We start from the raw sequence: 26682 nt of genomic DNA, 5'->3' as shown, positions 1-26682 counted from the left end.
TTCCGGGCGGCGGGGTTAACCCTCTATTTGCCTTTTCAGCCGATGCTGAAGGGCGCAACAGGCTTCCCGAAGGAGCCCTCATGCGCCGCATCCTGCCGTTCGTCGCCATCGCGCTTACCGCTCCCGCCGTCGCCCAGCACAGCGGCCCGGCGCCGTTCGTGATCGAGGAGACGGGGCAGGGGTTCGGCAGGCTCGACGACGCGGTGGCGGCGGTCGGCGACCGGCAGGCGACGATCCTCGTCGCGCCCGGCACCTATCGCGACTGCACCGTTCAGGGCGCGGGCCGGATCGTCTTTCGCGCTGTCGAGCCGGGCACGGCGATCTTCGACGGCGGCGCCTGCGAAGGCAAGGCGACGCTGGTGCTGCGCGGCCGCGGCTCGGTGGTCGACGGGCTCGTCTTTCGAAACATCCGCGTGCCCGACGGCAACGGCGCTGGCATCCGCATCGAAATGGGCGACCTGACGGTCAGCAATTCGATGTTCCTCGACAGCCAGCAGGGCATTTTGGGCGGGCACCACGATACGGTGCGGAACATCACCATCGATCGCTCGACCTTCGCCGGGCTCGGCCAGTGCCACGAGACGGTCGATTGCAGCCATTCGGTCTATCTGGGCATGGATGGCCGCATCACCATCACCCGCTCGCGGTTCGAGCGCGGCACCGGCGGCCACTACGTCAAGCTGCGCGCGCCGCAGGTCCAGATCACCGATTCGAGCTTCGACGACAGCGAGGGGCGCGACACCAACTATATGATCGACCTTTCCGAAGGCGGCACAGGCGAGATCGCCCGCAACACCTTCGTCCAGGGGCCGAACAAGGAAAACTGGTCGGCGCTCATCATGGTCGCGGCCGAAGCGCGGACCTATGGCTCGCAGGGGCTGGCGGTGGTCGACAATGTCGCCACGCTGGCGCCGGGCGTGCGCAACGGTCCGGCGTTCGTTGCGAGCTCCAGCCCCGATGCGGTGCGGATCGCCGGGAACCAGCTCGGCCCCGGCATCCGCCAGTTCGAACGGCGCTGAGCTAGCGGCAGCTGCTTGCGTCGCTGCCGTCGAGATCGAGGCAGCGGCCGTCGATTTCTACCGGCACGTCGATCCCCAGCAGCGCGGCGAGCGTCGGCGCGATGTCGACCGTCTCGACCGAAAGCGGCTGTTCGAACCCCGTCATGCCGCGCCGCCAGAACAGGATCGGCACGCGGCGGTCATAGTCCCAGAAGCTGCCGTGGGTGGCGACATAACCGGGGCCAGGGTTCGGGATCGGCGTGACGCGCGGCTTCAGCGCGACGATCAGGTCGCCCGAACGCTCTGGATCGTAGGAGGCGCGCGCTCGCTCGACCAGACTCCAGGTCTCGGGCGGCCCGTCGGGAGCCGGGCCGGCCAGCAGTTGCTCGCGAGTCAGCACCGCCTCGACCTGCGGATGCGCGGCGATCCGGGCAACCGCGGCGTCGCGCACCCGGATGCGGTCGCTCTCGCTCAGGGCAGGGTCGATCCAGACGTCGCCGGCGCCGCCCCACAGCAGCTGGCCCGAAAGCCCCAACTCGCCCGCGATCGCGCTTCCGATCGTCGGTACCGAAAGGCCGCGGACCCGCTCGGCCATCGGCATGGCGTGAGTCGTATTGCGCTCGGGCAGATCGTGGCCGCCGTGATCGGCGGTCAGCACGACGGCATAGTCGATGTTCTGCGCGTCGAGGACCGTGAAGAGCTTTTCCAGCGTCTGGTCGAGCGCCAGCAGCTGGAGGCACATCTCGGTGCCGTGCGTGCCATAGCTGTGGCCGACATAATCCGTCGCCGAAGCGCCGATCGCGAGCAGGTCGGGCGCCTCGCCCTTGCCCAGCGCGCGTTCGGCGGCCAGCCCGGCGGCGAGCGCCAGCACGGCTTCGTCGAATTCGGGCGAGGCGCGAAAGGCGCGGGCATCGCCGGCTGCGCGGGCGAAGCGGCCGGTTCCGACGGTGCGGTCGTTGCCGATCGGCACGGCGCGGTCGTAGCGGCGGCAATAGTCGGGCAGCGGCAGCGCCGGCTGCGCCTCCGCCAGCCGTGCGGCGACCGATGTGTTCAGCCGCGTCACCGTCTCGGGCGCAGTGCGGCCAGCATAGGTCACGAACTCCGAGCCGTTCCACCACCACGCCTGATCGGTGGCGTCGCCGCCCAGCATCGCCACCGCACGATCCTTGCCGCCGACAACGACGACCCGCGATTGCGGGTTGGCCGCCTTCATCCATGCGCCCAGCGTTGGCACGCGCAGATGCACCGGCGACACGGTGTAGCGCGACGAGGTGCTGCCCGGCACGCTCTCGTCCTCGGCGCAATAGACCGTCTTGTCCTCGCGCTGGGTCTCCAGATCGATCCAGTCGTTGGCGATGATGCCGGTGCGCGCCGGGCGCGATCCGGTGAGGATCGTCGAATGGCCGGGGCAGGTTTCGGTAGCCGAATGGCTCTGATAGCCGGAGGGGAAGACGACGCCGTCCGACAGCCGGGCGAAACCGCCTTCGAACTGCTCGCGATATTCGGCGAACAGGTCGGCGGAAAGCTGATCGACCGAGATCGCGACGATCAGGTCCGGCGGACCCGAAGGCGCCTCCTGAGCGGCGATCGGACCGGCGACGAGCAGCGCGGACGCGGCGGCGAGGATGCGAACAGGGTTCATGAAAATTGCCTCTGGCCTGTCATTTGCGGGCACCGCTGCTAATGGTTCATCGGCACTCCCACGGCAAGGACGCGTGATGATCGGGTTGCGTTTCGGATTGATGACGCTGCTCCTCGCGGTGCTGGCGCTGACTGGGCTGCCTGTCGCCGCCCAGACGCCGGGCGCGGGGCCGCACATCCGCATGGAGCTGATCCCGGAGACGGTGCGACCCGCGCCGGGGCAGGAAGTGACGCTCGCCTTTGCGTCCGTGCCCGAAGAGGGCTGGCACGGCTATTGGCAGAATCCGGGTGACGCCGGCATCCCCACTGCGGCGAGCTGGACCTTGCCCGACGGCGTCACCGCGGGCGATCTGCGCTTCCCCGTGCCCGAGCGACTGATGATCGCGGGCATCATGAACTATGTCTATGAAGGGCCCTATGCGTTACTCGCGACGCTGCGCGTGCCCGAAGACGCTGCGCCAGGCATGCGACTGCCGGTGGCAGTGAAGCTCGACTATCTGGTCTGCACGCTCGAGATCTGCGTGCCCGAAAGCGCCGAGCTCGCGACCGAGCTGACCGTGGGCAACGGGGCCGTGCCCGGCGATCGGCGCGCGCGCTTCGACGAATGGCGGGCGGCGCTGCCGCGGCCGCTGGGCGCGCAGGGCAGCTATCAGGTGAACGGCGACGCCTTCCGGCTCGAAATCCCGTATCCGGCCGATGCCGAAGCCGAGGATCCCTATTTCTTCCCGATCACCGATGGCGCGATCGACTATTCCGCTCCGCAGATGGTGGCACGCGACGGCGACCGGCTGGTGATCGAGACCGGCGCGCGCGGTGCTCCCGGCGCAATCGAAGGCGTGCTGGCGATCGACGAGCATCGCGGGTTCGTGCTGACCGCGGTGCCCGGCAACGTCGCGCCGGCGCCGGCCGGTGCGGCGGCGGGGGGCGAGCGGCCATTTGCGTGGCAGACGGCGCTGCTTGCCTTTCTGGGCGCGGTGCTCGGCGGACTGATCCTCAACATCATGCCCTGTGTCTTCCCGATCCTCAGCCTCAAGGCGCTGAGCCTCGCCAAGGCGAACGCAGGCGAGGGCAATCCGCGCCGCGAGGCGCTGGCCTATGCCGCGGGCGTCATTCTGGTCTGCCTCGTGCTGGGCGGTGTGCTGCTCGGCCTGCGTGCGGCAGGCGCCAGCGCGGGCTGGGGATTCCAGCTGATGGACCCGCGCGTGATCCTGTTGCTGCTGCTGCTCGTGGTAGCGATCGCGCTCAACCTCGCGGGGCTGTTCGAAGTGGCGGCACCCGGCTTCGTCAATCGCGCAGCGGCGCACGGCACCGGCAGTTCCTTCGCCACCGGCGCGCTGGCGGCGTTCGTCGCGACGCCGTGCACCGGCCCGTTCATGGGTGCGGCGTTGGGAGCGGCGCTGGTGCTGCCCTGGGCGGCGGCGCTGGCAGTGTTCGGCGGGCTGGGGCTGGGCATTGCGCTGCCGTTCCTGCTCCTGGGCTTCGTTCCGGCGCTGCGGCGGAGGCTGCCGAAGCCTGGGCCCTGGATGGGGACGCTGCGCCGGATCCTCTCGATTCCGATGTTCCTCACTGCACTCGCGCTCGCCTGGGTGCTGGGCCGGCAGGCGGGAGTCGATGGAATGACGCTGGGGCTTTCGGCGGCGCTGCTCGCGGCGCTGGCGCTCTGGTGGGTCGGGCGTCGCCAGCAACGCGGGGCACGGCGGCAATGGGCGCCGGCGTTGCCCCTGCTGCTGCTCTCGCTCGCAGCAGTCGCCGTGGTGCGTCCCGCGCCTGTCGAAGCCGAGCAAGCTCTTGCCTCCGGTGCCGAGCCGTTCAGCGAGGAGCGGCTGGAGGAGCTGCAACGTGAAGGCAGACCAGTCTTCGCTTATTTCACTGCCGACTGGTGCCTCACCTGCAAGGTGAACGAGAAGACGGTGATCGAAACGCAGGGAGTGCGCGACGCTCTTGCCGCTGCGGACGTCGCGGTGCTGGTCGGCGACTGGACCGACGGCGATCCTGCGCTCGGCCGGTTCATCGAGCGGCACAATCGTGCGGGCGTCCCGCTCTATCTGTGGTATGCTCCCGGCGTGGACGAGGCGCATGTGCTGCCGCAGCTGCTCACGCAGGCGATGCTGCGCGATCTCGCCGCCCGCGATGCGGCATCTTGAGCCTGGGAGAGAGCGTATGACCAAGTGGAGTTGGGCGGCGGCCGCCGCCGTTGCCGTTGGCGCGACTGTCGCCGCGCCTGCCGCCGAGCCGGAGATCGGCGCCGCCGCCACGAACTTCCGCGCCTATGACATGAACGGCGAGGTGGTGGAGCTGCGCGACTTTCGCGGCAAGACGGTTGTGCTCGAATGGAACAACCCGGGCTGCCCCTTCGTGCAGAAACACTATAACAGCGGCAACATGCAGCGCACGCAACGTGCTGCGACGCAGCAGGGCGCCGTATGGCTGACGATCAACTCCGGCGCGCCGGGGCTTCAAGGCCATATGAACGGCGAACAGGCGCAGGCGTTCGTCGAAGGCGCGAACGCGGCGCCGACGCACTATCTGCTCGATCCGAACGGAGTGATCGGCCGCGGCTATGACGCGCGCACGACTCCGCAGATGGTGATCATCGATGGCGAGGGGCGCGTGCGCTACAACGGCGCGATCGACGACAAGCCGACCAGCAACGTCGCCGACATCGAAGGTGCGCGGAACCATGTGGTCGAGGCGCTGTCGGAGATGCGGGAAGGCCGTCCGGTTTCCATTGCCGAGACTCGCCCCTATGGCTGCTCGGTGAAATACGCTTCCTGATCCGGCAAGCCGCCGCACGAGGGGCGGGAGACATGCATGTGTCTTCGCCCCTTGTGCAGCGCAGCAAAGCGCGTAGCATGGAACCTGCGAGCAACTCCGGCGCTTGGGAGCTTGGATGGCAGCAGGCGGAACGTTCGACGAGATCTGGGGGCACGGCGGGCCGGAGGCACCGCGGGGCGAGTTTGCCGCGCTGTCACAATGGATCGCCGACACCTCCGCCTCCGAGCTTCAGCGCCGCCAGCAATCGGCAGAAGCGACCTTCCGCCAGCTCGGCATAACCTTTGCGGTCTATGGCGACAGCGAGGCGGCGGAGCGGATCATTCCCTTCGATGTCGTGCCGCGCGTGTTTCTCGCGAGCGAATGGGACCGGCTGAGCGCCGGGCTGGTTCAGCGAGTCGAGGCAATCAACGCGTTCCTAGAGGACATCTACGGCGAGCGTCGCATCCTGAAGGAAGGGATCATCCCGCCCGAGCTCATCTACCTCAACGATCAGTTCCGCCCCGAAGTGAACGGCATCCGTCCGCCGCACGGCATCTGGGCCCACATCTGCGGCATCGATCTGGTGCGGGTCGGGCCCGACGAATTCTACGTGCTCGAGGACAATGCCCGGACGCCGTCGGGAGTCTCCTACATGCTCGAGAATCGCGAAGCGATGATCCGGCTGTGTCCCGAGCTGTTCCGCGCGTTTCGGGTCGCGGCGGTCGACAGCTACCCTGACATGCTGCTCGAGACGATGCGGTCGGTCGCTCCCGGTTCGGGGCGATCGACGCCGGTCTGCGTCGTGCTGACGCCGGGGCACTTCAACTCGGCCTATTACGAACATAGCTTCCTTGCGGATTCGATGGGCATCGAGCTCGTCGAGCCTGCCGATCTGGTGGTCGACGACGATGTCGTCTGGATGCAAACGATCGCGGGCCGGGTGCAGGTCGACGTGATCTACCGCCGCATCGACGATGATTTCCTCGATCCGCTGGCGTTCAAGCCTGATTCGCTGCTGGGCGTGCCCGGGCTGATCTCCGCCTATCGCGCCGGCAACGTCGCGCTGATCAATGCGCCCGGCAACGGCATCGCCGACGACAAGGCGATCTACAGCTACATGCCGGAGATCGTGCGCTTCTATTCGGGCGGCGAGGCGAAGCTGCCGAATGTCGACACCTGGCGCTGCCGCGAGCCGGAGGCGCTGAAATATGTCCTCGATCACCTGCCCGAGCTGGTGGTGAAGCTGGTGGATGGTTCGGGTGGCTACGGCATGCTCGTCGGTCCCAGCTCGACGAAGCAGCAGATCGAGGAGTTTCGCGCAGCCCTGATCGCCGAGCCGCACCGCTACATCGCCCAGCCGACGTTGGCGCTCTCCACCGTTCCCACCGTCACCGAGGCCGGCGTGGCGCCGCGGCACGTCGATTTCCGGCCGTTCGTGCTCACCGGCAGCTCGGGAGTGCAGGTCGTTCCGGGCGGGTTGACGCGAGTGGCGTTGCGCGAAGGATCGCTGGTGGTGAATTCCAGCCAGGGCGGCGGGACGAAGGACAGCTTCGTCCTGATGAACGATGGCCCGACCCAGTCTCAGTCTCAGTCTCAGTCTCAGTCTCAGTCTGAGGCGGGCATGCGGCAGAGCCAGGGAAATCACGCATGACGACCGACGCGCCATGCTGATGCTCTCGCGCACTGCGGCCGCGCTCTACTGGCTCGGCCGCTATGTCGAGCGGGCGGACTTCACGGCCCGGCTGGTCGAGGCGACGGTGCGGCTCGATGCCTTGTCGGCGCAGCCGGCCGGCGAGGCGGCATGGCGAAGCGCGCTCACCGTCAGCTACACCGACGATGCGTTCGAGGAGACGGGGCAGGAGCCCACCCAGGCGAACGTCGTCCGCTTTCTCACGCTCGAGACCGACCATCCCGGCTCGATCATCCGCTCGCTCGATGCGGCGCGCAACAATGCGCGCGCGGTGCGCACTGCGCTAACTCGGGAGGCCTGGACGGCGATCAACCGGGCTTGGTGGCTTTTTCAGAATCGTGCGATGCCGAGCGACGCGACGGCCGCGCTACAGCTGGTCGAAGCGGTCAAGGCGGAGACGCGGGGTTTCGAAGGCGCGGTGCAGCGGATGATGCGCAACGAGGCGACGTGGCTGATTCAACTCGGTGCTGCGATCGAGCGGGCGGACAATACGGCTCGGCTGCTCGACGTGAAGTACCACATCCTGCTGCCCGAGGGCGAGCGGCTGGGCGGAGCGGTCGACCGGGACCAGTGGACGACCATTCTGCAGACGGTGTCGGCGGTCACTGCCTATCGCTGGATCTACAGCGAGGGACTGACCTCCGGAAACGTCATCGACTTGCTCATCAGCCGGTTCGAATTGCCGCGATCGCTCGCCGCATGCGTCGATGAAACCGTGACGTTGCTTTCCAATCTCGCCAAACGGACGGGGCTTCAGGGAGAAGCGGACCGGATGGCGCGCGCGCGCATGGCACGCATCCAGAAGACGGCATCGTCCGACGTGATTGTGAGCGGCCTCCACGAATATCTGGAAGCCTTCATCCGGGAGAATGCAATGCTCGACAGTGCCATTGCGCGGCAGTTCCGCTTCATCTGATGCGGATCGCGATCGAACATCGCACGCGCTACCGCTTCACCGAGCCGCAGGCGCGGATCGTCCAGCTGCTGCGGCTGACGCCATGCGACACGCTGGACCAGACCGTCGTCGCCTGGCGCATCGACGTCGACCGCGACGCTCGGCTGCGCAAGTCCGAGGACGGCTATGGCAATGAAACGACCATGCTGTACGCCGAAGGGCCGCTCGAGGAGCTGGAAGTTTCCGTCACCGGCGAGGTGCTGACGCTCGCTTCGGACGGCCGCGTGCGCGAAGCGGCCGAGCCGCTGCCTCCGATGTTCTTTCTGCGCACCACGCAACGCACGCTGCCGAGCGCGCCGCTGAAGGCGTTCGCCCGCGACGCGGCGGGCGATACCGGCGCGCCGCTGGAGCGGCTGAATCGGCTGAACTCGGTTTTGCACAAGCGCTTCCGCGCGGTTCAGCCGCTGCGCGACCAGGGCATCACCGTCGCCGAAGCCTTTGAATCGAAACAGGTCAGTGCGCGAGACGTGGCGCAGATGTTCACTGCCGCGGCGCGCGTGCTCGAGATACCGGCGCGATATGTGTCGGGATATCGCCATGCCGAAGGATCGGCGACGGCACCGCACGCCTGGGCCGAAGCCCATGTCGAGGGTGAGGGGTGGATCGCCTTCGATCCCTCGGCGGGCGCATGCGCGGATGAGCGCTACGTCCGCGCCGCAGTCGCGCTCGATGCCAGCCAGGCTGCTCCCATCGCCGGCCATCGCGTTGGCGCGGGCGAGGAGAGACTTGACGTCGACGTCCAGGTCGAGCGGCTGGGCGGCGACGCGTGAGCGCGGGGCCCGACTGATCGGCTTAGAGAGGCGGACGGCAGGAGTGCTCGGCGAGACCGTGCCGGGACCGCGAGGCGTGATGACGAGGCGACTTGGCGGGCCGGGGTGCGGCGCCTGGGTCGCCGATCGTCAGGCCAGTTCGCGCGCCCGTGCCATTGCCGGTGTCATAGCTTCCGCTTCCGAATAGCGCGACCAGCCGTTCGGGCCGAGCATCTCGATCGGGCGATAGCGGGTCTTGTACGCCATCCGGTCAGAGCCCTTCACCCAATAGCCGAGATAGACATAGGGAAGCCGCGCAGCGCGGGCGCGCAGGATGTGATCCATGATGATGAAATTGCCCAGGCCCGGCCGATCCGCATCTTCCGCCAGGAAGAAGCTGTAGATCATCGAGAGCCCGTCTGCCTGCTGGTCGGTGATGCAGGCGCCCACCAGCCGTCCGCGGCGGCCGTCCTCGCCGGGCTCGCGATACTCGATCACATGGGATCCGACCGGCGTCTGTTCGACCATGTCGGCATAATCGTTCTCGTCCATGCTCGCCATTCCGCCGCCGGGGTGGCGAGAGGAGAGATAGCGATGCAGCAGCGCGAACTGCTCTTCGGTTGCCCAGGGCTTGCACGCGGTGACTTCGAGGTCGGAATGGCGGCGCAGCAGCTTGCGCTGAGTGGCGTTGGGACGGAACTCGTCCGCGACCACGCGAACCGAGACGCATGCGGTGCAGCCGGCACAGCTTGGCCGGTAGGCGACCGACTGGCTGCGCCGAAACCCGATCCGGCCGAGCGCGTCGTTCAGCTCCGACGCGTGCGGCCCGCTCAGTTCGGTGAAGATCTTCCGCTCCTGTTTGCCCGGCAGATAGGGGCACGGGGAGGGGCTCGTTACGAAGAATCGCGGGAAGCGGGAAAGTGCGGTCACCGGTTGCGCCTCTTGGTCTCGGCCTCGGAAAGGAGCGTGTTGAAGAGACTATGAAGCGCGAAAATGATGATGAAAAGGCGCTTTACCATGAAAGAAAGTTAACGCGCGGCGAAGGACGGAATTTCGAGCGACTCGCGCTCGGCTGCCGGACATCGGTTGTTCCGGTCCAGCACGAACGGGTGATGCGTTAAGCCTTCCGCACGCCAGCGGACGTCCTGCTACAGACTATCGCACGCCGGGTGAATCGGGGGAACGGCTCGCCGACTCGGTTCATCGCGCGTGCGATTCGCTTCGTCCAATTGCTGTGGATAAGCGCTGGGCCGTCAGGCGAGTTCGACCAGGCTCACTTCATACTGGCCGCGCCGAAGCGCCGTGATCAGCCGGTCGAGGTGATTGCGATCGCGCGTCTCGCATTCGATGTCGGTGATCAGGCCCTTGGCCGGCAGCGATGTGAACACGCGCTGGTGATACACTTCAATGATGTTCACGCCCTGCTCGTGAAAGATGCGCGCGACGTGATAGAGTGCGCCCGGGCGGTCCTGCAGCCGGATGCGCAGGCGCGCGAGCCGGCCGGAACGGGCAAGGTCGCGCAGCAGCACGTTGGCGAGCAGCCGCGTATCGATGTTGCCTCCGCACAATACGGTTCCGACCACCTTGCCCCGGAAGCGTTCGGGTTCGCTGAGCAGCGCCGCCAACCCGGCGGCACCCGCCCCCTCGACAACCGTCTTTTCGATCTGGAGCAACAGGCTCACCGCCTCTTCCAGCTTCCGTTCGCCGACGAGCAGAATGTCGTCGACCAGTGCCTCGACGATCTTGCCGGTGAGCTTGCCCGGCTCCTTGACCGCGATGCCTTCGGCCAGCGTATCGCCCGCGCACGGCATGTCGGTATGATGCAGGCGATTGTACATCGAAGGGTAGAGCTCGGCTTCGACGCCGATCACTTCGATGGGACGATCCTGTGCCTTGGCCACGGTCGCCATGCCGGAGACGAGGCCGCCGCCCCCAAGCGGCACCACCAGCATCTCGATTTCCGGCACCTGTTCGAGCATCTCGAGCGCGACCGTCCCCTGGCCCGCGATGATCCGCGCATCGTCGAAGGGATGGACGAACGTATAGCCTTCTTCCGCCTCCAGCGTGCGCGCATGCGCATGCGCCGCATCGAATGTCTCGCCTTCGAGGATCACGTTCGCGCCATGTCCCTCGGTCTGCGTGACCTTCACGATCGGCGTGTTCTTCGGCATCACGATCGTCGCCGGGATGCCGAGGCGGTGCGCGTGATAGGCAAGCCCCTGCGCATGGTTTCCGGCCGATGCCGCGATCACGCCCTTCGCCCGCGCTTCGTCGTCGAGCTGCAGCAGCGTGTTGAGCGCGCCGCGCTCCTTGTAGGCGGCCGTGAACTGGAGGTTCTCGAACTTCAGATAGACCGTCGCGCCAGTAAGCTCGGAAAGCGTGCGGCTGAGCAGCGTCGGCGTATGGACGATCGATTCCGCAATGCGCTCGCGCGCCGCCAGCACGTCGTCGAGGGAAACCGGAAGGGTCGCGGGCGCCGAAGCGGGGTGGGTAGCCATCGTTTGCGCCTAGCCGATCTGGCGCGGCGGGGGAACAAGGCTGTGGCGCCGCATCATTGCCTATCCTATGCCCCACCGCGATGAGCGACAGCCCAGGGAGAATTGGCGTGCGCAACGGGATCGGTAGGTTGGTTGGTGCGCTCGCGCTGGCTCTGACGGCTGTGACAGCACCGCATGCGGCCGCACAGGGCCTGGTGGACAACGTCAACGGCATGACGCTGGACGAGGACGGCCGGGTGGTCCGGTTCGGCGCCATGGTCGTCGGCGAGGACGGGCGCGTGGTCGCATTGCTCCGGCGCGGCGAGCGGCCTCCGCGCGAACTGCGTTGGCGTGCGGACATGGAGGGGCGCACGTTGCTGCCCGGGATGGTGGACGGACATGGCCATGTCATGGGCCTCGGCTTTCAGCTGCGCACGCTCGATCTCTCCGAAACCGACTCCCTGGAGGAAGCGATCGCGCTGATCCGCCAGTGGACCGATGAGAACACCGCGACCTGGATCGTCGGCCGCGGCTGGAATCAGGAGCGCTGGGGCCTCGGCCGGTTTCCCACTGCCGCCGATCTCGACGCCGCGTTTCCGGGCAAGGCGATCTATCTCGAGCGCGTCGACGGCCATGCTGCCTGGGCGAACAGCAAGGCAATGGAGCTGGCGGGGATCACTGCCGAAACCGAAGCTCCCGCTGGCGGGCGGATCGAGACGAACGACGACGGAACGCCGAGCGGCATTTTCGTCGATGCCGCACAGGCGCTGTTCGACGATGCGCTTCCCCAGCCCACGCCGCGCGAGCGCAACGCCGCCTTCCTCGCCGCCCAGGATGCGCTGATCGCCGATGGAATCACTGCGACTGCCGACATGGGCACCAGCGTCGACGATTGGCTGCTCTATCGCCGGATGGGCGATGTCGGCCTGCTGCGGATGCGCATCATGAGCTATGCCGCGGGCATCGACACGGCACTCCGCGTGGCGGGCCAGGGGCCGACCGAGTGGCTCTATCGCGATCGGCTCAGGATGGGCGGCGTCAAGCTCTATGCCGATGGTGCGCTCGGTTCGCGCGGGGCGTGGCTGAAGGCCGACTATGCCGATGCGCCGGGCGAGCGTGGTCTGCGCTTTCTCTCCGACGATCAGTTGCTGAACCTGATGACTCGCGGCGCGATGGACCGGTTTCAGATCGCCGTGCATGCGATCGGCGATGCCGCCAATCAGCAGGCGGTGGACGCCGTCGAGGAGCTGTCGGACACGTTCGGCGACGATCGGCGCTGGCGGATCGAACATGCGCAAATCGTCGATCCGGCCGACTTCGCGAAGTTCGGCCGCCACGGCACCATCGCGTCGATGCAGCCGGTCCACCAGACCAGCGACATGCACATGGCCGAAGCTCGGCTGGGCGAAGCGCGTCTCGCCGGCGCCTATGCCTGGCGGTCGATGCTGGAAGCTGGTGCAGTGCTGGCCTTCGGCTCCGACTATCCGGTCGAGAGCCCGGATCCGTTCGCGGGCTGGGCGGTCGGCTTCACGCGGCAGGACGCCGACCTGCAGCCATTCGGCGGCTGGCGTCCGGAAGAGGCGGTGACGCGCGAGCAGGCCTGGGCCGGTTTCACCACGGGTGCGGCCTATGCGGGCTATGCGGAGGACAGGTTCGGTCGGCTCGCCCCCGGCCTGTGGGCGGATTTCATCATCGTCGACCGCGATCCGCTGCTGGCTTCGCCGACGCAGTTGCGTGGGACGGAGGTGCTCGAGACCTGGATCGCGGGCGAGCGAGTCTATCAGCGCGACGCCGCCGAATAGCCAAACGCAGAGGGCCGCCGCTCCTTTCGGAACGGCGGCCCCTGTAGCCCCACGCTGTATCGGGTTACGCGACCTTGGTTTCGGCCGCCTGTTCTTCTTCCGGCTCGCGCAGCACATAGCCGCGGCCCCAGACGGTTTCGATATAGTTCTCGCCGTCGGTCGCCATGCTGAGCTTCTTGCGCAGCTTGCAGATGAACACGTCGATGATCTTGAGTTCGGGCTCGTCCATCCCGCCGTAGAGATGGTTGAGAAACATCTCCTTGGTCAGCGTGGTGCCCTTGCGGAGCGAGAGCAGCTCCAGCATCGCATATTCCTTGCCGGTCAGGTGCACGCGCGCGCCGTCGACCTCGACGGTCTTCGCATCGAGGTTCACGGCGAGCTTGCCCGTGCGGATCACCGACTGGCTGTGCCCCTTCGAGCGACGGACGACGGCGTGAATGCGCGCCACCAGCTCGTCGCGATGGAAGGGTTTGGTGACATAGTCGTCGGCACCGAAGCCGAACGAGCGCACCTTCGAATCCATTTCGGAAATGCCCGACAGGATCAGCACCGGCGTCTGCACCCGCGCGACGCGCAGCTTCTTGAGCACGTCATAGCCGTGCATGTCCGGCAGGTTCAGATCGAGCAGGATGATATCATAGTCATAGAGCTTGCCGAGGTCCAAGCCCTCCTCGCCCAGGTCCGTCGTGTAGACGTTGAACCCTTCGGTCGAAAGCATCAGCTCGATGGCCTTGGCCGTGGTGGGCTCGTCTTCGATCAGCAATACGCGCATCGTTGAGAATCCCTGTGCCCGTGTTGGCGCCAGCCCCTTGTGACCAACGCATCCTGAGTGATTCATTAACCTAAGCACCTCTGAAGGCAAAAGGTTAATTTCTTCCTAACCGGCCTGACTCCGCGAGTCGTGGGGAATCTACCTAGGCGGGGAGAGCGCGCGGAACCGACTCGAGAGGAATTCGATCAACGCCTCGACCCGCGCGGGGCGCAGTGTTCCGGGGGGAGTCAGCAAGTGTAGCGCGACCGGAGAGAAGGCCCATTCGTCGAGCACCGCCACCAGCGTTTCCGCCTCCAGGTCACCGCCGACGATGAAGTCGGGCAGAAACGCGATGCCAAGGCCCGCACGCAGGGAGGGCAGCAATGCATCGCCATTGTCCGCGGCCAGCGGGCCGGACACGCGCACGACGGCTTCCTCGCCTCCCGGCCGGCGAAAGCGCCAAAGGTCGGGGTTCGTGACGTTCGTGTAGATCAGGCAGGCGTGTTCCGCGAGTTCGCTCGGGTGCCGCGGCGTGCCTGCGCGCGCGAAATAGGACGGCGCCGCCACAAGGTGTCCGGGAACTGCACTCAGCCGCCGTGCCCGCAGCGAACTGTCCGGCAGGTCGGCGATGCGCAGCGCGATGTCGATCCCCTCCGCGACGATATCGATTCGCGCGTCGGAGAGACGCAGATCGATCTCGATGCCGGGATGCTGGAGGAGGAATTCGGCGATCGCGGGAGCGACGTGGTGGATGCCGAACGTGAGCGGCGCGGCGACTCGGACACGACCCACCGGCGCCTCCGCGGCGTCACGCGCCGCTTCCTCGGCCCCGATCCCCTCCGCGACGATGCGTTGCGCCCGCTCGGCAAGCGTCTTGCCGCTTTCGGTGAGCGTTAGCTTGCGCGACGTGCGATGGAACAGGCTGGTTCCGAGCCGGTTCTCGAGCCGGCTGACGGCTTTCGGCACGGTCGCCTTGGAGACGCCGAGTTCCGCTGCGGCGCCGCTGAACGAGCGCTGTTCGACGACAGCGGCGAAAATCGCCCAGGCTTCGAAATCGGGTAGGCGCATGGTCGCTCCGGAGTTTGCCGGAGAATAGCTCGCACCGCGTGGCGAAACAATTCGTTTCCTTCGTTTCCATTTCGAACGGGCGGGGCCGCGCCTACCTCGGGGCTACTCTGGAACGGAGATCGACCATGATCGACAGACGCCCCTTCGAAAGCCTCGGCCATGCCGACCACGGTTGGCTGAATGCGCGCCACCATTTTTCCTTCGCCGGGTATCACGACCCGCGCCGGATGGGATGGGGCGCGATCCGCGTGTGGAATGACGACGAGATCGCACCGAACAGCGGCTTTCCACCGCATCCCCATCGCGACATGGAAATCGTCACCTATGTCCGTCAGGGCGCGATCACCCATCAGGATTCGATGGGGAACACCGGGCGCACTCAGGCGGGCGACGTTCAGGTGATGAGCGCCGGATCGGGCGTGCGCCACGCCGAATATAATCTCGAGCCCGAAGCAACACGGATCTTTCAGATCTGGATCGAGCCGCGTGCGAGCGGCGGCAATCCCAGCTGGGGTGCGCGACCCTTTCCCAAGGGCGAGCGCTCGGGTCGTCTGGTGACGCTCGCGTCGGGCTTCGTCGAGGACGCCGAGGCGCTGCCGATCCGCGCCGATGCGCGCGTGCTCGCCGCGACGCTGAAAGCGGGCGAACGCGTAGAACATGGCGTCGGCGCAGGCCGTCACGCCTATCTGGTGCCGGCGATCGGCGTGATCGAAGTCAACGGTGTGCGCGTCGAAGCGCGGGACGGTGTGGCACTCGACGGCGGCCAGACCGTTTCGATCACTGCGCTCGATGACGCGGAGATCGTGCTGGTCGACGCCCAATAGCGCTTTTCGGATCGCCTCCCGCCGTTTCCCCCCGGGGCGGGAGGCGCGGCGGGTGCCGGCCGCGACTCCTCCCCGCGGCGGCGCCCGCCCATCGTTTCAACAATCAGCCAAGGAGATCACGCATGGCCAAGGTTCTCGTCCTTTATTATTCTTCCTACGGGCACATCGAGAAGATGGCCGAGGCGATCGCCGAAGGCGCGCGTGCGGGCGGCGCCGAAGTCGACATCCGCCGCGTCTCCGAAACGGCGCCCCCCGAAGTCGTGAAGGCCGCCGGCTTCAAGACCGACAGTCCCCATCCGGTAATCGAGGATGTCTCGGCGCTCGCCGACTATGATGCGATCGTGGTCGGCACGGGCACGCGCTTCGGCCGGATCAGCAGCCAGATGGCGGCATTCTGGGATCAGACCGGGCCGCTCTGGGCCAAGGGCGCGCTGATCGGCAAGGTGGGCGCCGCGTTCACCTCCACCGCAAGCCAGCACGGCGGTCAGGAGACCACGCTGTTCTCGATCCTCACCAACCTGCTCCACCACGGCCTGCTCGTCTCGGGCTTTGATTATGGCTTCGCCGGGCTGAACGGCGTGGAGGAAGTGAAGGGCGGCACACCCTATGGCGCCTCGACGATCGCCGATGCCGACGGCAGCCGCATGCCGAGCGAGGTCGAGCTGGCGGGCGCGCGCTATCAGGGCAAACGAGTCGCGGAAACCGCAGCGAAGCTGTTCGGCTGAGCCGCGCTGGTCGCCGGGGTGCCGCATGGGCACCCCGCAACAGTTCCGGCGACGAAGCGCGTGCTCTCCCGCTGGCCCGCGCGCGGTGCTAGGGGCGGGCGATGCTCAAGGACACGGTTCTCTTCATTGATGGCGAAGCACTGGTGATCGACAAGCCCAACGGGCTTCCCGTCGATCGCCCGCGCGACGGCAGCCGCAGCGTCGAGGACCTGCTCGACGAGCTGCGGTTCGGATTTCAGCGGCGGCCGCTGCCGGTGCATCGTCTCGATCGCGACACCAGCGGCTGCCTGCTGCTCGCGCGCAATCCCAAGGCGCACAAGCGCTTCGGCCAGGCGTTCGAGGCAGGGGCCGTGACCAAACGCTATATCGCCGTACTGGAGGGAAATCCGAAAGACGACAGCGGCACGATCGACCTGCCGCTGGTCAAGATCTCCAGCGCCGAGGAAGGCTGGCGGATGACGGGCGCCGCCAACGGAAAGCCGGCGCTGACGCGTTGGAAAGTGCTCGAGCGCAAGGGCGCCCGAACGCTGGTCGCCTTCTATCCCGAAACCGGTCGGACGCATCAGCTGCGCGTGCACGCGGCGGAAGGGCTCGGCATGCCGATCGTCGGCGACCCCGTCTATGGCGGCGGCGGACCGGCGGTGATGCTCCACGCGGCGGGATTGACGATGCCGCGCCCGGGAAAGGCGGAAGTGAGCGCAGAGGCACCGCTGCCGGTGCGATTCCACAACATCGGCTTCGGCCGTGGCTGAGATTCCCGAAGCCGCGATCGTCGAGGAGAAGTTCCTCGCCGCCTCCGGCCCGGGCGGACAGAACGTCAACAAGGTCGCCACGGCGGTGCAGCTGCGCGTCGACGTCTTTCGCCTCGGGCTCGCTCCCTACGCCTATCAGAAGCTGAAGGAGCTTGCCGGATCACGAATGAACGCGTCCGGCGAGCTGGTGATCACCGCGCGGCGCTTCCGCACGCAGGAGGCGAACCGCCAGGACGCGCGCGAGCGGCTGGGCGAACTGGTCGAAAAGGCGCACGAACGCCAGGCGAGGCGCGTGAAGACCAAGCCGAGCCGGACGGCCAAGGCGAAGCGGGTGGACGCGAAGAAGGCGCGCAGCTCGGTGAAGGCCGGACGCGGCAAGGTGCGCATTGATTAGACGCGAAGAACCACTGGCTCGGGCTCTCGCGCAGGAGGTGCGTTTCCGATAGAGCGCGCGCCATGTACGCATTCGACATCGCCACCACCGACAAGACCGCGCTGTACCGCGAGCTTTCCGCCGCGCTCGACGCGCTCACCGCGGACGAGCCCGACGGCATCGCCAACATGGCGAACGCGGCCGCGCTGCTGTGGCAGTTCCTGCCCGATCTCAACTGGGCCGGCTTCTACCGCGCCGTGAAGGGCGAGCTGGTGCTGGGGCCGTTTCAGGGCAAGGCGGCCTGCATCCGAATTCCCTTCGGCAAGGGCGTGTGCGGCACCGCGGCAGCGACCGAGGCTACTCAGATCGTCGCCGACGTGCATGCCTTTCCCGGCCACATCGCCTGCGACGCCGACAGCCGATCCGAACTGGTGGTGCCGATCGTGCAACAGGGCACGCTGCTGGGCGTCCTTGATCTGGACAGTCCGATCCCCGATCGGTTCGACGCCGGCGACGCCGCCGGCTGCGAGGCGCTGATGGCGATCCTGGCGCCGCGCCTCGGCTGACCCGCATTGAGACAGGCGGCAGGGCATCCTCCGTGGCCGCGGCGGATCGCATTTGCTACCAGTTGATTAAGAGGTGGGGCGGGGGCGTACGACCAGGAGTGTTCGAGTGAAGCAGTCCCTCTTCATGGCAGCGGCAGTGGCGGTGAGCTTCGGTTTCGTCCAGCCCGCCGAGGCACAGCGCGTCTGGCAGGACGGACGCTGGGTGATGCTGCCGCCGCAGGCCGAGGCGCCGCACATGCGGCACGACCCCGAACGCTGGGGCGGCCATGTCGACGGGCGCTGGTATGCCGGCGCGCATGCGCCGGGCGGCTGGCAGGCCTATCGCCGGCCATCGCAGGGCTGGATGTTGCCCGACTATTGGGCAAATCCCGATTTCCGCGTCCCCGATTATCTGAACTGGGGGTTGGCCGCGCCGCCCTACGGCTATTTCTGGGTTCGCTATTACAACGACGCGGTGCTGGTCGACGATCGCGGCAGGGTGGCGGACTGGGTGTTCGGCATCGACTGGGATGGTGGCGCGAGCGCCTATTCCCACTCCGAGAGCTATTCGCATGCGAGCGTCGGCGCGAGCTACCCGGCGCCGGAGTACGACGGCGGGATTCCGGCAGTCGACCCGAACGATCATTATTATTCGGCCGAGTCGGCCGGGTACGGATACCCGGGGGGAGGGTATGCGCCGCCGGCAGTGCCTGCGCCGCCGGCGGCGCACTGCTGTGGCGCTCCACCGGTTGCGGCGCCAGGCTGCGCCAGCGTGTGCGGCGGCTATGCTGGCGGCTACCTCTATGTGGTGCCGACGGTGACGACGGTCGTGGTGCAGTCGGGCGGTGCCGTGACGACGCGGACCGTGACCGAAGAGATCGTCGAGGAAACAATCACGACGCGCGCGATCAGTCCGCGGCCGGTGGTGCGCAGCGGCGGCAAGCGGGTGCGGCGCTACCGCTGAAGCGCGCCGGCGCCGGCCGCCGATCAGCTCAGCCGGTCGATCGCGTCGCTGTCGAGCGAGCCGGGGATGATCATCACCGGCACCTTGAGCGCGCCCGCATCCACGCCTGCGAAATGCGTCACCAGCGGTCCGGGCGCGCCGCTCGCGGCGGCACCCAGCACCAGTGCTGCGATATCGGGATTGGCTGCCAGCATCTCGCGCACGATCCGCGGGCCGTCGCCCTGTCGCACCGTGATCGCGGGCTTCAGGCCCGATTCGGCAAACAGCGTTCCCGCCGCGGCACCGACCAGCGCCTCGGCCCGCTGGCGCGCTTCTTCCTCGATCGTCGCCATCACGCCGCTCCACTGCACGAATTCGGGCTTCGGGATCAGCGCCAGAATGTCCACGCCGCCGCCGGTCTTCACGGCGCGCCGCGCCGCGAACCGCAGCGCCAGCTCGGATTCAGGGCTGTCGTCGATCACCACCAGATAGGTGCGCATGGCTGGTTTTCCTTCCGCTGCGTTGGTGCCGCGCGTCGGGCCCTCGCGCAAGTCCGGGCGCGCCGATCCTGACCCTTGGTCTTGACCGGGGCTTGGGTGACGGCGAGAGAGAAACACCCTCCCTAGGACCTGAATGGGGCCATTCATGCCGATCGAAATCAAGATGCCCGCGCTGTCGCCCACCATGGAGGAAGGCACGCTCGCCCGCTGGCTGGTGAAGGAAGGCGACACCGTCGGCTCCGGTGACCTGATGGCCGAGATCGAGACCGACAAGGCGACGATGGAGTTCGAGGCGGTCGACGAGGGAACGATCGCGAAGATTCTCGTCGCCGAGGGCACCGACAATGTGAAGGTCGGCACCGTGATCGCGCTGCTCGCCGAGGAAGGCGAAAGCGCCGATGAGGTGGAGGCGCCCGCCGCGAAGGCGGCGCCTGCTCCGGCTCCCGCGCCGACGGAAGCCGCACCCGCACCCGCACCCGCACCCGCACCGGCACCGGCGCCGGCGCCCGCCCAGGCCGCGAATGGATTCGGCGACTCGAGTCGCGTGAAGGCCAGCCCGCTGGCGCGGCGGATCGCGGCGGAGAAGGGCATCGAGCTTTCGGCCGTCGCGGGCACTGGCCCGAACGGCCGGATCGTCAAGGCGGATGTCGAGGATGCGAAGCCCGGCGCCGTTGCCACCAAGGCCGCGCCCGAACGCGCAGCACAATCGCCTGCTGCCGAGGCGCCCGCGCCCGCAGCCGGCAAGGCGCCCGCCGCCGTCTGGTACGACGAGTCGATTCCCCACGAGACGGAAAAGCTCTCCAACATTCGCAAGACGATCGCGCGTCGGCTTACCGAGGCGAAACAGACGATCCCGCATATCTATCTCACCGTCGACGTGCGGCTCGACGCGCTTCTGAAGCTGCGCGCCGAACTCAACGCCGCACTGGAGCCGCGCGGGATCAAGCTGTCGGTCAACGATCTGCTCATCAAGGCGCTGGGCGTCGCCTTGGTCCAGACGCCGAAGTGCAACGTCACTTTCGCCGGCGACACGCTGGTTAAGTACACGCGCGCCGACGTTTCGGTGGCGGTGTCGACGCCCTCGGGTCTCATCACGCCGATCATCCGCGACGCTGCGAACAAGAGCGTTTCGGCGATTTCGGGCGAGATGAAGGAGCTCGCGGGCCGGGCGAAGGAGAACAAGCTTCAGCCGCAGGAGTATCAGGGCGGGACCGCCAGCCTGTCGAACATGGGCATGTACGGCATCAAGCAGTTCGACGCGGTCATCAATCCGCCGCAGGGGATGATCCTGGCAGTCGGGGGAGGCGAAAAGCGGCCGTTCGTGATCGATGACGCGCTTTCGATCGCCACGGTGATGTCCGCCACCGGAAGCTTCGACCACCGGGCGATCGACGGCGCCGATGGCGCCGAGCTGATGAAGGTCTTCAAGGAGCTGGTCGAGGCGCCGATCGGAATGATCGCCTGAGATGCCCGCACGTACGCTGATCGAAATGCTGCATATCGTTGTAGGACTTCTGGCGGCGACGCTGATCGCTACGCTCTCGGCATGGTCCTACCCACCGGCGCGCGAGGACATCTGGCTCGTGACCGGGGCGGCGATGGCTGCGGTCGTGGCGATGGGCGTCGGGCCGATCCGCCGCGCCTGGCTGCAGGACCGCGAATCGCATGGCTGATCGCCCGCCGGAAAGCGCGCCTACGATTCGTGTCGTCGCCATGCCTGCCGACGCCAACCCCTATGGCGACATCTTCGGCGGCTGGCTGATGAGCCAGATGGACATGGCGGCAGGGCTGGTCGCGTCGCGTCACTCGCAGGGCCGCGCCGTCACCATTGCGCTCGATGCGATGCAGTTCCTCCGCCCGGTGATCGTCGGCGACGAAGTCTCGGTCTTCGCCGTTCTCGCCGAGCAGGGCCGCACGTCGATGAAGATCGACGTCGAGGCGTGGCGCCGCGATCGTCATGGCGAGGCGATGGAGCGCGTGACTCAGGCGCGCTTCACCTTCGTGGCGATCGGTGAGGATCGCCGGCCGCGTCTGCTTCGCGACACTGGCGGAGACGCTTAGCTGGCGAGTCGCGCGCCCTCGCGCTAAGCCATCACGAGCGGCAGGATTCGCCGTGCATGGCAAAGGGAAGGGGTAACATGCGCTTCAAGATCGTACTCGGTGCGTCCGCTCTGTCGGCGGCGATACTGTTCGCCACAGTGCCCGCACAGGCGCAGACGCAGGGCACGCCCTGGACCGTCGAAGGAGCCTTGGCAGACGAGGACGCGACCGACAGCGACGGCCGGCGCTACGACGATCATGCCGTCACGCTCGAAGCGGGCCAGCGCTACCGCCTGTCGGTCGATGCCGAGGACTTCGATACGCTGCTGAAGCTCTACCGCACTACCGACGCGGATCCCGTCGCGGAGAATGACGACGCCGGCGGATCGCTGAATTCCGCGCTCACCTTCGTTCCTGAGGAAAGCGGCACCTATACCCTGCGTGCGACCAGCTTCGATGCCGAAGGTCGCGGCGGATACACTGCCACTGTGGCGACGCTGGCACCGCTTCCGGCGCCGGTGACGCAGCCGATCGGCAGCGAGACGATGACCTGGCAGATCTACACCGGGGCGCTCACCGCGAACGATCCTGCGGAGCAAGGTTATTTCGACGATTATCTCGTGTCGCTCGCGGCCGGCGAGACGGTGTGGATCCACCTCACCGCCGACAATTACGACACGATGGTGCAGGTCTTTCCGGCGGACCGCCGCAGCGGCGAGCCGCTGGCGAGCGACGACGACAGCGGCGGCGAGCTCAATTCGCTGTTGATCTTCACGCCCGAAACTTCGGGCGACTATATCGTCCGCTCGACGTCGTTCGAGGAAGGCGCGACCGGCGCCTATCGCCTGCGGGTCGGCAAGTAGTCGGCCGGAGGGGCGGTCGCGCGCGAAGAGCGGCCGCTCCTCCCGACCACCTCGTCCGGCCTTGACCTGAGCGGTGTCGCTGCCGATTGGAGCTGCGAACCCTCCCCGGTTGGAAAGGCAGACACGTGGCGGAATCCTACGATCTCATCGTCCTCGGCTCAGGCCCCGGCGGCTATGTCGCCGCGATCCGCGCGTCGCAGCTCGGCCTCAAGACCGCGATCGTCGAGCGTGAGCTGCTGGGCGGGATCTGTCTCAACTGGGGCTGCATCCCCACCAAGGCGCTGCTGCGTTCCGCAGAGATCTTTCATTTCATGCAGCACGCCAAGGAATATGGCTTGGCCGCCGAGAAGATCAGCGCCGATCTGGACGCAGTGGTGAAGCGCTCGCGCGGAGTCGCTTCCCAGCTCAACAAGGGCGTCACCGGGCTGATGAAGAAGAACAAGATCGCGGTGCACATGGGCACCGGCAGGCTGATGGGTAAGGGCAAGCTGACCGTCACCGGCGAGGACGGCAAGACGACGGAGCTGACCGCCAGGAACATCATTGTCGCAACCGGCGCGCGCGCGCGCGACCTGCCCTTCGCACCCGCCGACGGCAAACGGGTATGGACCTATCGCCACGCGATGACTCCCGCGGAGATGCCGTCCAAGCTGCTCGTCATCGGATCGGGCGCGATCGGAATCGAATTCGCCAGCTTCTACAACGATATGGGCGCGGACGTCACGGTCGTGGAAATGCTCGACCGCATCGTGCCGGTCGAGGACAAGGATATTTCCGCGCATCTCGAGAAGGCGCTCAAGAAGCAGGGGATGACGATCCATACCGGTGCCGCGCTCGAGAAGCTCGAGGTCGGCGACAAGGGCGTGACGGCGACGATCAAGGCCAAGGACGGCAAGTCCGCGACCACCGAATACAGCCATGTGATCGTGGCGATCGGCATCGTTCCCAACACCGCCGACATCGGGCTGAAGGAGCTGGGCGTGGCTATGGACGAGCGGGGCTTCCTGAAGACCGATGGCGCCTGCCGCACCAATGTCGACGGGGTCTGGGCGATCGGCGACATCACTGCGCCGCCGTGGCTGGCGCACAAGGCCAGCCACGAAGGCGTGATCGCTGCCGAGGCGATCGCCGGCAAGCGGCCGCACGCGATGGACCCGCTGAACATTCCCGCCTGCACCTATTGTCATCCGCAGATCGCCAGCGTGGGCTTGACCGAGTCGAAGGCGCGCGAAGCGGGGTATGATGTGAAGGTGGGCAATTTCCCGTTCATCGGCAACGGCAAGGCCATCGCGCTGGGGGAAGCCGAAGGCTTTGTGAAGACGGTGTTCGACGCGAAGACCGGCGAGTTGCTGGGTGCGCACATGATCGGCGCCGAAGTGACCGAGATGATCCAGGGATATACGATCGGCAAGACGGGTGAACTGACCGAGGCCGAGCTGATCGAAACTGTTTTCCCGCATCCGACGATCAGCGAGGCGATGCACGAAAGCGTGCTGGCCGCCTATGGGCGCGTGCTTCACATCTGAGCGGTACGATCCTCGCCGGCGGCGCGTGTCGCACAGCGTTTCGGCGGGTGGGAGAACGGCGGCTCAGGTGCTGCGGCTCGCCTCGATCCGCGCGTTTGCGAGGGCTGCCGCTCCTCTGCATGCAAGAATCCGGCCCCGCCGTGGGGACGGCCCTCCTGGGTATCTGCCGGCCGGAACGAGGCGCGTCGCAGCGCGTTGTGCGCGCAGCTTCGAGGAGAGAATAGCAATGAAAAGTCAGATCCTTATGCTTGCGGTTTCGCTTCCCGCCCTGGCACTGGCCGCCTGCGGAGAACCCGAAACCACGACCACGACCGAAGATCTTGCCGTCACGGACATGGGAGTCGCCAACGACGGCGCAATGATGGACGACGGCGCGATGATGGGCGACGCCGCGGCAATGAATGCGGATCAGTTCATCACCAATATCAGCGCGAGCGATGCCTATGAGATCGCGGCGGGGCAGCTCGCGCAGGAGAAGGCGACTGCCCAGCCGCTGCGCGACTTCGGCGCGAAAATGGTGGAGGACCATAGGGCGTCGACCAACAATCTGATGCAGGCGGCAAGCGAGGCCGGCATGACCGTTGGCGCACCACAGATGACCGCCGAGCAGCAGGCGAACCTGGAGGCGCTGCGTTCGGCGACCGGAAGCGAATTCGACAGCGCCTATGAGAGCCAGCAGGTGGCGGCGCACGAACAGGCGCTGTCGATGCTGCGTTCCTATGCGGACGGGGGCGACGTCCCGGCGCTCCGGACCTTCGCCTCGAACACCGCGCCGGTGGTCGAGGGGCATCTGAACATGATCCGCGATATGTGAGCGGGCGATTCGCCCCCCGCTGAAACGCGGGCGAGGGGCGCTCCCCCCGGGGGCGCCCCTCGTTCCGTTTTCAGCTGCTGGTGGCGCTCAGGCCGCTTCGTCGTTCGAGACGAAGGGCGAGCTTCCGCTCTCGACGGCGCGCGGGCGCTCGCGCGACGAGGTGTCGACCGAACTCATGTGCTTCAGGCGGCCGTCGATATGGCCGCCGTTCTCGATGGTGATGTTCTCATATTCGACATCACCCGTGATCTTGGCCGAGCGCTCGACCGTGAGCTGCTTGACGCGCACCGCGCCTTCGATCGATCCGGCGAGCCGCGCGCTTTCCGCGACCACACTGCCGAAGATCTGGCTTTCGGAGCCTTGCGCCAGGCTGCCGCAATTGACGTCGCCCTCGACTCGGCCATCGATGTGCAGATCGTTCGTGGCAGTGACGTTGCCGGTCACCACCACATCGGGCCCAAGCACCGAAAACATGCCGCGCCCGCTCTTGCTGGCAGAGGGCATCGGCGGCGCGGGTGGCACCGTGGGGCTGTTGTCCCTGCCACGATTGCTGTTGTTGAACATTAGGTTACTCCCCACTTCCCCGGGTTCGAGTCAGGCCAGGCTTTACCACAGGCGCGGTCTGCGATCAGCCACGAATTGGCTCCCCGTCGTTCCAGAGAGGGATTGTCGTTCGCGACGCGAGCGGTTCCGAGGTGCAGCGCGAGCCCGGCTCCTATAAACGCCGTTACGGTTGCGAAACCATTAGCGGGCGGAAGGCCCGCGGCGCCTGCCACTGCCGCCCATGCGGCACACTGCACCAGAAGCGCGACGACCTGCTGGGCCCGATCGCGTCGATTCGCCGCCAGCGCGAGCGCGGCGGCGAGCAGCAGCGGGCCGATCCCCGGCTGGGGCAGGCAGAGCGCGGGGAGCAGTGCGGGCAACACCGCCGCCGCCGGACCACCTGCGGGTCGCGTCGCGCTCAGTCGCGCGAGATGCCATGCGAAAACTCCGAGGCCGGTCGTAACCATGAGGCCGAGCGCCGGGGCGCCGCCAAGGTGGAGCGCCAGCGCGGCAGGGCCGGGCGCTGCCGGACCCATCCTCGCGAGCGCCACCGAAACCGCCAGGGCACCGGCCGCGACGAGCACCGGCTTCGCGCGCGTGCCGGCGAACCGGCGAACCGGCCATAGGGGTCGGCTGCCGGAGGGGCCGAGGCGGATCGTGACGGTCGAGGGGCGTTGCGGCGACATGCCGAAGCCTGTAGCCGCCAACTTGTTGCCACAGTCTTTCCGCGCCCATTGACCGGGTGCGGGACCCCAGCTATAGGCCGCCCGTCCCGAGCAGGGCGCGCGCCGGTTCTCCGGCCGTTTTTGTTTGCTCGGGTCGATAAGAGCTGAACGTTGTTGGAGACGCTAGGCCCAGGGGGTCGGTCAGGCCGCCGGGGTCTTTTCGTATTCTCTGTGACAGGGCTCCAGCAAAGTAACCGTCGAAAGGTGAAGGGCTTCATGCCGACGATTAACCAGTTGGTCCGCAAGGGCCGCGACCCGCAGAAGGCCAAGAGCAAGGTCCCTGCGATGGAGCAGAACCCGCAGAAGCGCGGTGTCTGCACCCGTGTCTATACGACGACTCCGAAGAAGCCGAACTCGGCGCTTCGCAAGGTGGCCAAGGTTCGCCTGACCAACCAGCGCGAAGTCATCAGCTACATCCCGGGCGAAGGTCACAACCTTCAGGAGCACTCGGTGGTGCTGATCCGCGGCGGCCGTGTGCGCGACCTTCCCGGTGTGCGCTACCATGTGCTGCGCGGCGTGCTCGACACCCAGGGTGTCAAGGATCGCAAGCAGTCCCGCTCGAAGTACGGCGCCAAGCGTCCGAAGTAAGCCGGCCGGCGTGTCCGGCCATCACGGCTGAAGTGA

The 26682-nt window shown here is 67.1% G+C and carries 28 protein-coding genes; 20 read left to right on the top strand and 8 right to left on the bottom strand.

The genetic code is table 11. The features are described 5' to 3' along the window. Positions 1-80: 80 nt before the first annotated feature. Positions 81-1019 (top strand): right-handed parallel beta-helix repeat-containing protein, encoded by a 939-nt coding sequence (locus ACQ450_RS06685; protein WP_188055886.1) that lies wholly within the window; start codon positions 81-83, stop codon positions 1017-1019. Position 1020: 1 nt separating this feature from the next. On the opposite strand, the gene ACQ450_RS06680 is transcribed toward ACQ450_RS06685, so the two are convergent. Continuing rightward, positions 1021-2640, bottom strand: coding sequence for an alkaline phosphatase family protein (locus ACQ450_RS06680; protein WP_431470983.1), 1620 nt, complete (start codon positions 2638-2640; stop codon positions 1021-1023). A 76-nt stretch (positions 2641-2716) separates the two neighbouring features. Here ACQ450_RS06680 and ACQ450_RS06675 point away from each other — a divergent pair, with 76 nt between their 5' ends. The 5 genes from ACQ450_RS06675 (at position 2717) to ACQ450_RS06655 (ending at position 8808) form a co-directional block, all read left to right on the top strand. After that, a complete protein-coding gene (locus tag ACQ450_RS06675; RefSeq protein ID WP_431470982.1) occupies positions 2717-4783 on the top strand; it encodes a protein-disulfide reductase DsbD family protein in 2067 nt (688 codons plus the stop codon). A 16-nt stretch (positions 4784-4799) separates the two neighbouring features. Next, positions 4800-5414 (top strand): redoxin domain-containing protein, encoded by a 615-nt coding sequence (locus tag ACQ450_RS06670; protein ID WP_431470981.1) that lies wholly within the window; start codon positions 4800-4802, stop codon positions 5412-5414. A gap of 115 nt (positions 5415-5529) precedes the next feature. Beyond that, positions 5530-7044, top strand: a complete 1515-nt coding sequence (locus tag ACQ450_RS06665) for a circularly permuted type 2 ATP-grasp protein (RefSeq protein WP_188055882.1) — start codon at positions 5530-5532, stop codon at positions 7042-7044. A 19-nt stretch (positions 7045-7063) separates the two neighbouring features. Then, a complete protein-coding gene (locus tag ACQ450_RS06660; RefSeq protein WP_188056379.1) occupies positions 7064-7999 on the top strand; it encodes an alpha-E domain-containing protein in 936 nt (311 codons plus the stop codon). After that, positions 7999-8808 carry a transglutaminase family protein gene (locus ACQ450_RS06655; RefSeq protein ID WP_431470980.1) on the top strand — a complete coding sequence of 270 codons (810 nt, stop codon included), beginning with the start codon at positions 7999-8001 and terminating at the stop codon, positions 8806-8808. The genes ACQ450_RS06660 and ACQ450_RS06655 overlap by 1 nt, the downstream gene beginning before the upstream one ends. Before the next feature lie 129 nt (positions 8809-8937). Here the strand turns inward: ACQ450_RS06655 and ACQ450_RS06650 are convergent, their stop codons facing one another. Further along, a complete protein-coding gene (locus ACQ450_RS06650) occupies positions 8938-9717 on the bottom strand; it encodes an arginyltransferase (protein ID WP_188055880.1) in 780 nt (259 codons plus the stop codon). 323 nt (positions 9718-10040) lie between these two features. Further along, entirely contained in the window at positions 10041-11285 is a 1245-nt protein-coding gene (locus ACQ450_RS06645) for a threonine ammonia-lyase (protein ID WP_431470979.1), read from the bottom strand. A gap of 80 nt (positions 11286-11365) precedes the next feature. Here ACQ450_RS06645 and ACQ450_RS06640 point away from each other — a divergent pair, with 80 nt between their 5' ends. Then, complete coding sequence (locus ACQ450_RS06640) at positions 11366-13066, top strand: amidohydrolase (RefSeq protein ID WP_431470978.1); 1701 nt, start codon at positions 11366-11368, stop codon at positions 13064-13066. Positions 13067-13130: 64 nt separating this feature from the next. Here ACQ450_RS06640 and ctrA read toward each other — a convergent pair whose 3' ends face one another. Together ctrA and ACQ450_RS06630 are read right to left on the bottom strand one after the other, a co-directional pair. Then, positions 13131-13838 carry a response regulator transcription factor CtrA gene (gene ctrA / locus ACQ450_RS06635; RefSeq protein ID WP_188055877.1) on the bottom strand — a complete coding sequence of 236 codons (708 nt, stop codon included), beginning with the start codon at positions 13836-13838 and terminating at the stop codon, positions 13131-13133. Positions 13839-13976: 138 nt separating this feature from the next. Then, the gene (locus ACQ450_RS06630) at positions 13977-14885 is read right to left on the bottom strand and encodes a LysR family transcriptional regulator (RefSeq protein WP_431470977.1); all 909 of its coding nucleotides are present in this window, start codon (positions 14883-14885) and stop codon (positions 13977-13979) included. 125 nt (positions 14886-15010) lie between these two features. On the opposite strand from ACQ450_RS06630, the gene ACQ450_RS06625 reads away from it, so the two are divergent. From ACQ450_RS06625 to ACQ450_RS06600, 6 genes are all read left to right on the top strand, one after another. Beyond that, the gene (locus ACQ450_RS06625; RefSeq protein ID WP_431470976.1) at positions 15011-15709 is read left to right on the top strand and encodes a pirin family protein; all 699 of its coding nucleotides are present in this window, start codon (positions 15011-15013) and stop codon (positions 15707-15709) included. A gap of 122 nt (positions 15710-15831) precedes the next feature. Beyond that, positions 15832-16434, top strand: coding sequence for an NAD(P)H:quinone oxidoreductase (gene wrbA, locus ACQ450_RS06620; RefSeq protein ID WP_431470975.1), 603 nt, complete (start codon positions 15832-15834; stop codon positions 16432-16434). Positions 16435-16535: 101 nt separating this feature from the next. Then, positions 16536-17186, top strand: a complete 651-nt coding sequence (locus tag ACQ450_RS06615; protein ID WP_431470974.1) for an RluA family pseudouridine synthase — start codon at positions 16536-16538, stop codon at positions 17184-17186. Beyond that, positions 17179-17580, top strand: coding sequence for an alternative ribosome rescue aminoacyl-tRNA hydrolase ArfB (arfB, locus tag ACQ450_RS06610; protein ID WP_431470973.1), 402 nt, complete (start codon positions 17179-17181; stop codon positions 17578-17580). The genes ACQ450_RS06615 and arfB overlap by 8 nt, the downstream gene beginning before the upstream one ends. Before the next feature lie 62 nt (positions 17581-17642). Then, positions 17643-18125 carry a GAF domain-containing protein gene (locus ACQ450_RS06605; protein WP_431470972.1) on the top strand — a complete coding sequence of 161 codons (483 nt, stop codon included), beginning with the start codon at positions 17643-17645 and terminating at the stop codon, positions 18123-18125. A 106-nt stretch (positions 18126-18231) separates the two neighbouring features. Continuing rightward, positions 18232-19068 (top strand): RcnB family protein, encoded by an 837-nt coding sequence (locus ACQ450_RS06600; protein ID WP_431470971.1) that lies wholly within the window; start codon positions 18232-18234, stop codon positions 19066-19068. 23 nt (positions 19069-19091) lie between these two features. Here the strand turns inward: ACQ450_RS06600 and ACQ450_RS06595 are convergent, their stop codons facing one another. Beyond that, entirely contained in the window at positions 19092-19547 is a 456-nt protein-coding gene (locus ACQ450_RS06595) for a universal stress protein (RefSeq protein ID WP_188055869.1), read from the bottom strand. A gap of 145 nt (positions 19548-19692) precedes the next feature. On the opposite strand from ACQ450_RS06595, the gene ACQ450_RS06590 reads away from it, so the two are divergent. The 6 genes from ACQ450_RS06590 to ACQ450_RS06565 all read left to right on the top strand — a co-directional run bounded on the left by ACQ450_RS06590 (position 19693) and on the right by ACQ450_RS06565 (position 24790). Next, positions 19693-21012, top strand: coding sequence for a pyruvate dehydrogenase complex dihydrolipoamide acetyltransferase (locus ACQ450_RS06590; RefSeq protein WP_431470970.1), 1320 nt, complete (start codon positions 19693-19695; stop codon positions 21010-21012). A gap of 1 nt (position 21013) precedes the next feature. Next, positions 21014-21220, top strand: coding sequence for a hypothetical protein (locus ACQ450_RS06585; protein WP_431470969.1), 207 nt, complete (start codon positions 21014-21016; stop codon positions 21218-21220). Then, positions 21213-21608: an acyl-CoA thioesterase gene (locus tag ACQ450_RS06580; protein ID WP_431470968.1), complete on the top strand. Its 396-nt coding sequence runs from the start codon at positions 21213-21215 to the stop codon at positions 21606-21608. The genes ACQ450_RS06585 and ACQ450_RS06580 overlap by 8 nt, the downstream gene beginning before the upstream one ends. 77 nt (positions 21609-21685) lie before the next feature. After that, the gene (locus ACQ450_RS06575; RefSeq protein WP_431470967.1) at positions 21686-22450 is read left to right on the top strand and encodes a PPC domain-containing protein; all 765 of its coding nucleotides are present in this window, start codon (positions 21686-21688) and stop codon (positions 22448-22450) included. Between the two features lie 125 nt (positions 22451-22575). Beyond that, positions 22576-23976 (top strand): dihydrolipoyl dehydrogenase, encoded by a 1401-nt coding sequence (gene lpdA / locus ACQ450_RS06570; protein ID WP_431470966.1) that lies wholly within the window; start codon positions 22576-22578, stop codon positions 23974-23976. A gap of 226 nt (positions 23977-24202) precedes the next feature. Beyond that, positions 24203-24790, top strand: coding sequence for a DUF4142 domain-containing protein (locus tag ACQ450_RS06565; protein WP_431470965.1), 588 nt, complete (start codon positions 24203-24205; stop codon positions 24788-24790). An 87-nt stretch (positions 24791-24877) separates the two neighbouring features. On the opposite strand, the gene ACQ450_RS06560 is transcribed toward ACQ450_RS06565, so the two are convergent. Together ACQ450_RS06560 and ACQ450_RS06555 are read right to left on the bottom strand one after the other, a co-directional pair. Further along, complete coding sequence (locus ACQ450_RS06560; RefSeq protein ID WP_431470964.1) at positions 24878-25264, bottom strand: bactofilin family protein; 387 nt, start codon at positions 25262-25264, stop codon at positions 24878-24880. Positions 25265-25353: 89 nt separating this feature from the next. Further along, entirely contained in the window at positions 25354-26019 is a 666-nt protein-coding gene (locus tag ACQ450_RS06555) for a hypothetical protein (RefSeq protein WP_431470963.1), read from the bottom strand. A gap of 255 nt (positions 26020-26274) precedes the next feature. On the opposite strand from ACQ450_RS06555, the gene rpsL reads away from it, so the two are divergent. Then, complete coding sequence (gene rpsL / locus ACQ450_RS06550; protein ID WP_022691828.1) at positions 26275-26646, top strand: 30S ribosomal protein S12; 372 nt, start codon at positions 26275-26277, stop codon at positions 26644-26646. Positions 26647-26682: the final 36 nt, after the last annotated feature.

Source organism: Sphingosinithalassobacter sp. LHW66-3, from assembly GCF_050703275.1.
Lineage (GTDB): Bacteria > Pseudomonadota > Alphaproteobacteria > Sphingomonadales > Sphingomonadaceae > Sphingomonas.
This window is presented reverse-complemented; position numbering and strand designations above follow the sequence as displayed.